The sequence below is a fragment of the Aequorivita todarodis genome (assembly GCF_028561335.1).
Taxonomy (GTDB): domain Bacteria; phylum Bacteroidota; class Bacteroidia; order Flavobacteriales; family Flavobacteriaceae; genus Aequorivita; species Aequorivita todarodis.
Genome location: NZ_JAQQTG010000030.1, coordinates 1 through 4064, shown reverse-complemented (window position 1 = coordinate 4064; position 4064 = coordinate 1). Strand labels below are relative to the sequence as shown.

The following is a 4064-nucleotide window of genomic DNA, read 5'->3' as shown; positions in this document are numbered from 1 at the left end:
GCCAAGTCCGCCAAATCTTTGATCTGGCCGTAATATTGGCAATATGGTTCCAAATCAAAGATTTGGCTAAGTGCCAATCCGAAAATTATTGTATTTTTAAACGCTACGTTTTATACACGGAACGTTGCCCACAATTATGAAAAAAATGCTGACCGAGAATGAAATTGTCGAAAAAGTATCTGATTTTTTAAAAACTAAAGGTTATAAAATCACTCAACGACTCACAACCAATCAACACGGAATTGACATTATTGCGGAAACGGAAACGGAAAAACTTTATATTGAGGCTAAAGGCGAAACGAGTGCATCTAAAACTTCAAATCGATACGGACTTCCATTCAATAGAAACCAAGTGAAATCTCATATTTCCGTTGCTTTGTTGGCAACTATGAAAGTTATTTCAAGTTTGCCAGCAGGAAACAAAACTAAAGTCGGAATAGCTTTACCAGATACTGAAGAACAAAGAAAAGTAATAAATAAAATAATTCCAGCTCTGAATAAACTTGAAATTAGAATATTTTGGGTAACTCAAACTAACGTAACAATCGAATAAATGGCAGTAAGAAAAAGTAAAGAACAGAATTTCCAAGTGAGCGGAAACGTTTTGGAAATTAAAGAAAAGTGTTTATCAGCACTCAATAATGGTGGATTTAGCAAAGTATCGTCAAATGATTTGCTAAACGAAATTTCCGCAAATTATAGAAAAGCAACAGTAGTTGGGAAAATCCAAATCGTTCTTGCCGAACAAAATGACAAAACGAATATCAACGTAAAATCAACTGCGAATTCGGACAATATATTTGCTCTATTTTCATCACCGAATGATAAAATAATGAACGCATTTAAGGAAAATTTAGGCTAAAATAACTGTGGGCAACAACGTATATAAGCTATGGCTCGGTCCGTGCCCCTTCCGAAAATCCCTGCGGAATTTTCGGCTCGTGCGTACTTGCTGGCTTCCGTGAAAGCCCACGCCACAGCTCATATACCAGACCGTTGGCAAACATTAAAAACTTACTCAAAAGTTTACAAATAAAGAAACTTTACTTATATTTGTACCATATTTGATTTTACAACAAGAATGATAAAACGATTTGAAACCAAATTGCTTGAAGAAGCTTTTGAATTTGTAGAAAAGCAAAACCTAAAAGTAAGAAAGAAGGTATTTCAAAATATAAGAAGAGCCGAACAACAATCCGACCCAAAGTTCTTTAAAAAACTGACTGACGATATTTGGGAATTTAGAACCTTATATTCTGGAATTCAATATCGCCTTTTAGCCTTTTGGGACAAGGATGATAAAACCGAGACGTTAGTTTTTGCTACTCACGGAATTATTAAGAAAACAAGCAAAGTAGATAAGAAAGAAATCGACAAAGCTGACAAAATCAGAAATACATACTTTAAAAATAAAAAGAAATGAAAAGTTACACTTTAGACCAAGCAGAAGACCTTTTAATTGGAAAAAAGGGAACTGAAGAAAGAGACGAATATGAATTTGAGTTAAAACTTGAATTGATCGGCGATATGATAAAAACCGCACGAAAAAAACGAAAACTGACTCAAGAGCAATTAGGAGAATTAGTTGGAGTAAAAAAAGCACAGATTTCTCGACTTGAAAACAGTACTGGAAATGTGACTTTTGAAACTGTAATGCGGATTTTTAATGCTTTGGGAGCAAAACTAAATTTAAATCTACAGATGTAAAATAACGTTTGCCAACACCGTATATAAGCTATGGCTTATAGCCTGTCCTCACTTGGAAAATCCTGCGGATTTTCCAAAGCCAGTGTCTATTTGGAAAGGTTCGTGCCAAAACACGCCACAGCTCATATACAACACGTTACCTGCAAGCTGAAAACCGAACTTTATGAAAAAAATACTACTATTAATCATATTTATTTCTTCAAACACCTATTCTCAATGTGATTGGAATTCATTTTTTCCATTTCAGGCTGGAAATTCCAAATTTGATATTGCTCGAATTAAAAGTACAAATCCGACTGTCACGGACACAGAAGATAATTATGGAATGAGAGACGCAATTGATAAAATTAACAATGGCAAAAAGAAATATGAATATTTAAAAGATAGCGTTTATATCAATGTAATAAATCTTCGGTTTATTAAGAATGACTGTTTTAGAGGAACAGACAATAGTATACAAATAACACTTTCTGATGACAAACTTCACAAAGGAACAGTCGAATTACATTACGACGATTATTATACAATGAAAAAACAATATGATGAAATATTAGAATTAGTACCTCAAGAATATAGCTACACAAAACCATTTGAAATAACGAACAGAAAAACAAAGGAAAAAATAGGAGAAGGAATTTGGTATTTGACAAAAGCACTTCCAGATGAGGGAGACAAAATAAATAGAATTGGAATAAGTTACAGTTTTGATTTTAAAATGGTTTGGGACAAAGAAAAGAGAGAATATTATAGGACAAACGAAATTGAAGCTTATACAATTGAAATAGATTTTGCCGATTTGAGACAATCGAAATTGACTGGACAAGGATACTGAAAAAAGCCAGCAGGTAACACCGTATATAAGCTATGGCTTGTTCAGTCCTCACTTGGAAAATCCTGCGGATTTTCCAAAGCCGGTTTTTATCTGGAAAGGTCCGTGCCGAGGCACGCCACAGCTCATATACATAAACGTTAGCGGTAAGCTGAATAAACGTCTCGTCCTAAAACCAAAGACTAAACCTTTCGCTTGTAAATGAGTCAAATAATAAAAGCAGAAAAATATGAAAAATGTAAAATATGGTATTGCGATATTGGCCTCAGTTAGCCTGATATTGTTTTCTTGCAATAAGGATGACGAAATCACTAACCAAGAAAATTCGAGTTTGACATTCAGTCAATCACCAATCGAACTAAACGGCATTGATGCAAAGTTTTCAAAAGATAATTCCTATGGTTCTTATCCTGAAAACAAGTTCGATATTTTTATACCCGCTTCATCAACACCAACCCCTTTGGTAATATACATACACGGAGGTGGATTTTTGGGGGGAGAAAAAGAAAAGCCATATACTGAAATGCCAAGTGGACAGTGGGTGTACGCCAGCGAAATAAGAACCTTTTTATCCAATAAAATTGCCTTCGCATCCGTTAATTACCGGCTCTTGGCCCTTGAGGGAGACAAAGAAGGTGTGCTAAAATCATTAAATGACAGTAAACTCGCTCTACAATACATTAGGTCTATTAGTAAAGTACTGAATATCGATAAAAACAATATTGTACTTTGTGGTAGTTCTGCGGGTGGCGGTACTTCCTTATGGTTGGCATTTTCGGATGATATGGCCGACCCTTCAAATTCCGACCCTGTACTGAGGGAATCTACACGCGTAAAGGGTCTTGCTGTCAAACCTACACAGGCTACGTATAATTTTGGGCGTTACGCTACAGATGTTTTTAAAGAATATGATTTTACCTGGCAATGGTATTTTCAGCAAGACCCCAGTATGATTCCGAGGTTCAACTCTTTTTACGGAATGTCAGATACAACTCAGTTTAATTCACCTTCCATAATCGATTACAGAGCAAAAGTAGATATGTTGGCTATGATGAGTGCCGATGACCCCGAGTTTTGGGCTGACAATCCTCAAGTACCTGTTGTTGAGCCGACACAAGTAAACATTTTAAACCACCATTCATTCCACGCCCGAACTTTAAAACAATGGGGAGATAGTATTGGCATTCCCAATGTAGTGTCTTATGGCTATCATCAAGACCCAAGCGGAGAAAGTTTTATGGACTTTATCATTAGAAAAACGGAAGAATAATAAAGCCAGCCGCTAACATTGTATAAGCGTAATGCGGGCTAACGTGCTAAAATTGAACGAATTGACTATTAACAAACATATAGGCAAATTGAAAGTGAGGTGCTTCTATTCCCGTACTACGCTTATACTTAACCGTTGTGGGCCAGTTGGGCAAGAGAGCATATCCCAAAAAAAGTCCGGGAATGTCCGCAAAGGTGAAAACACGGTTTTTGGGCTGTGGGACCGCAAAACCCCCACTTGGGGCGGTGCCTGTTTGCT

General features: G+C 36.2%; 7 protein-coding genes. 6 read left to right on the top strand and 1 reads right to left on the bottom strand.

Annotated elements, in window-relative coordinates:
- Positions 1–136: 136 nt before the first annotated feature.
- On the top strand, positions 137–553 hold the full coding sequence (locus tag POV26_RS10570; protein WP_272856443.1) for a PDDEXK family nuclease: 417 nt from the start codon (positions 137–139) through the stop codon (positions 551–553).
- The gene (locus POV26_RS10565; protein ID WP_272856442.1) at positions 554–862 is read left to right on the top strand and encodes a hypothetical protein; all 309 of its coding nucleotides are present in this window, start codon (positions 554–556) and stop codon (positions 860–862) included.
- Between the two features lie 28 nt (positions 863–890).
- Here POV26_RS10565 and POV26_RS10560 read toward each other — a convergent pair whose 3' ends face one another.
- Entirely contained in the window at positions 891–1022 is a 132-nt protein-coding gene (locus POV26_RS10560) for a hypothetical protein (protein WP_272856441.1), read from the bottom strand.
- Between the two features lie 59 nt (positions 1023–1081).
- On the opposite strand from POV26_RS10560, the gene POV26_RS10555 reads away from it, so the two are divergent.
- From POV26_RS10555 to POV26_RS10540, 4 genes are all read left to right on the top strand, one after another.
- A complete protein-coding gene (locus POV26_RS10555) occupies positions 1082–1423 on the top strand; it encodes a type II toxin-antitoxin system RelE/ParE family toxin (protein WP_272856440.1) in 342 nt (113 codons plus the stop codon).
- Complete coding sequence (locus tag POV26_RS10550; RefSeq protein WP_076614752.1) at positions 1420–1707, top strand: helix-turn-helix domain-containing protein; 288 nt, start codon at positions 1420–1422, stop codon at positions 1705–1707. The genes POV26_RS10555 and POV26_RS10550 overlap by 4 nt, the downstream gene beginning before the upstream one ends.
- 163 nt (positions 1708–1870) lie before the next feature.
- Positions 1871–2539, top strand: coding sequence for a hypothetical protein (locus tag POV26_RS10545; RefSeq protein ID WP_272856439.1), 669 nt, complete (start codon positions 1871–1873; stop codon positions 2537–2539).
- Positions 2540–2765: 226 nt separating this feature from the next.
- Positions 2766–3806 (top strand): alpha/beta hydrolase fold domain-containing protein, encoded by a 1041-nt coding sequence (locus tag POV26_RS10540; protein ID WP_272856438.1) that lies wholly within the window; start codon positions 2766–2768, stop codon positions 3804–3806.
- Positions 3807–4064 lie beyond the last annotated feature (258 nt).

What these genes read in the sequence shown, in the direction of transcription:
- POV26_RS10570 (WP_272856443.1), top strand. Translation starts at nt 137, where the DNA reads ATGAAAAAAATGCTGACCGAGAATGAAATTGTCGAAAAAGTATCTGAT.
- POV26_RS10565 (WP_272856442.1), top strand. Translation starts at nt 554, where the DNA reads ATGGCAGTAAGAAAAAGTAAAGAACAGAATTTCCAAGTGAGCGGAAAC.
- POV26_RS10555 (WP_272856440.1), top strand. Translation starts at nt 1,082, where the DNA reads ATGATAAAACGATTTGAAACCAAATTGCTTGAAGAAGCTTTTGAATTT.
- POV26_RS10550 (WP_076614752.1), top strand. Translation starts at nt 1,420, where the DNA reads ATGAAAAGTTACACTTTAGACCAAGCAGAAGACCTTTTAATTGGAAAA.
- POV26_RS10545 (WP_272856439.1), top strand. Translation starts at nt 1,871, where the DNA reads ATGAAAAAAATACTACTATTAATCATATTTATTTCTTCAAACACCTAT.
- POV26_RS10540 (WP_272856438.1), top strand. Translation starts at nt 2,766, where the DNA reads ATGAAAAATGTAAAATATGGTATTGCGATATTGGCCTCAGTTAGCCTG.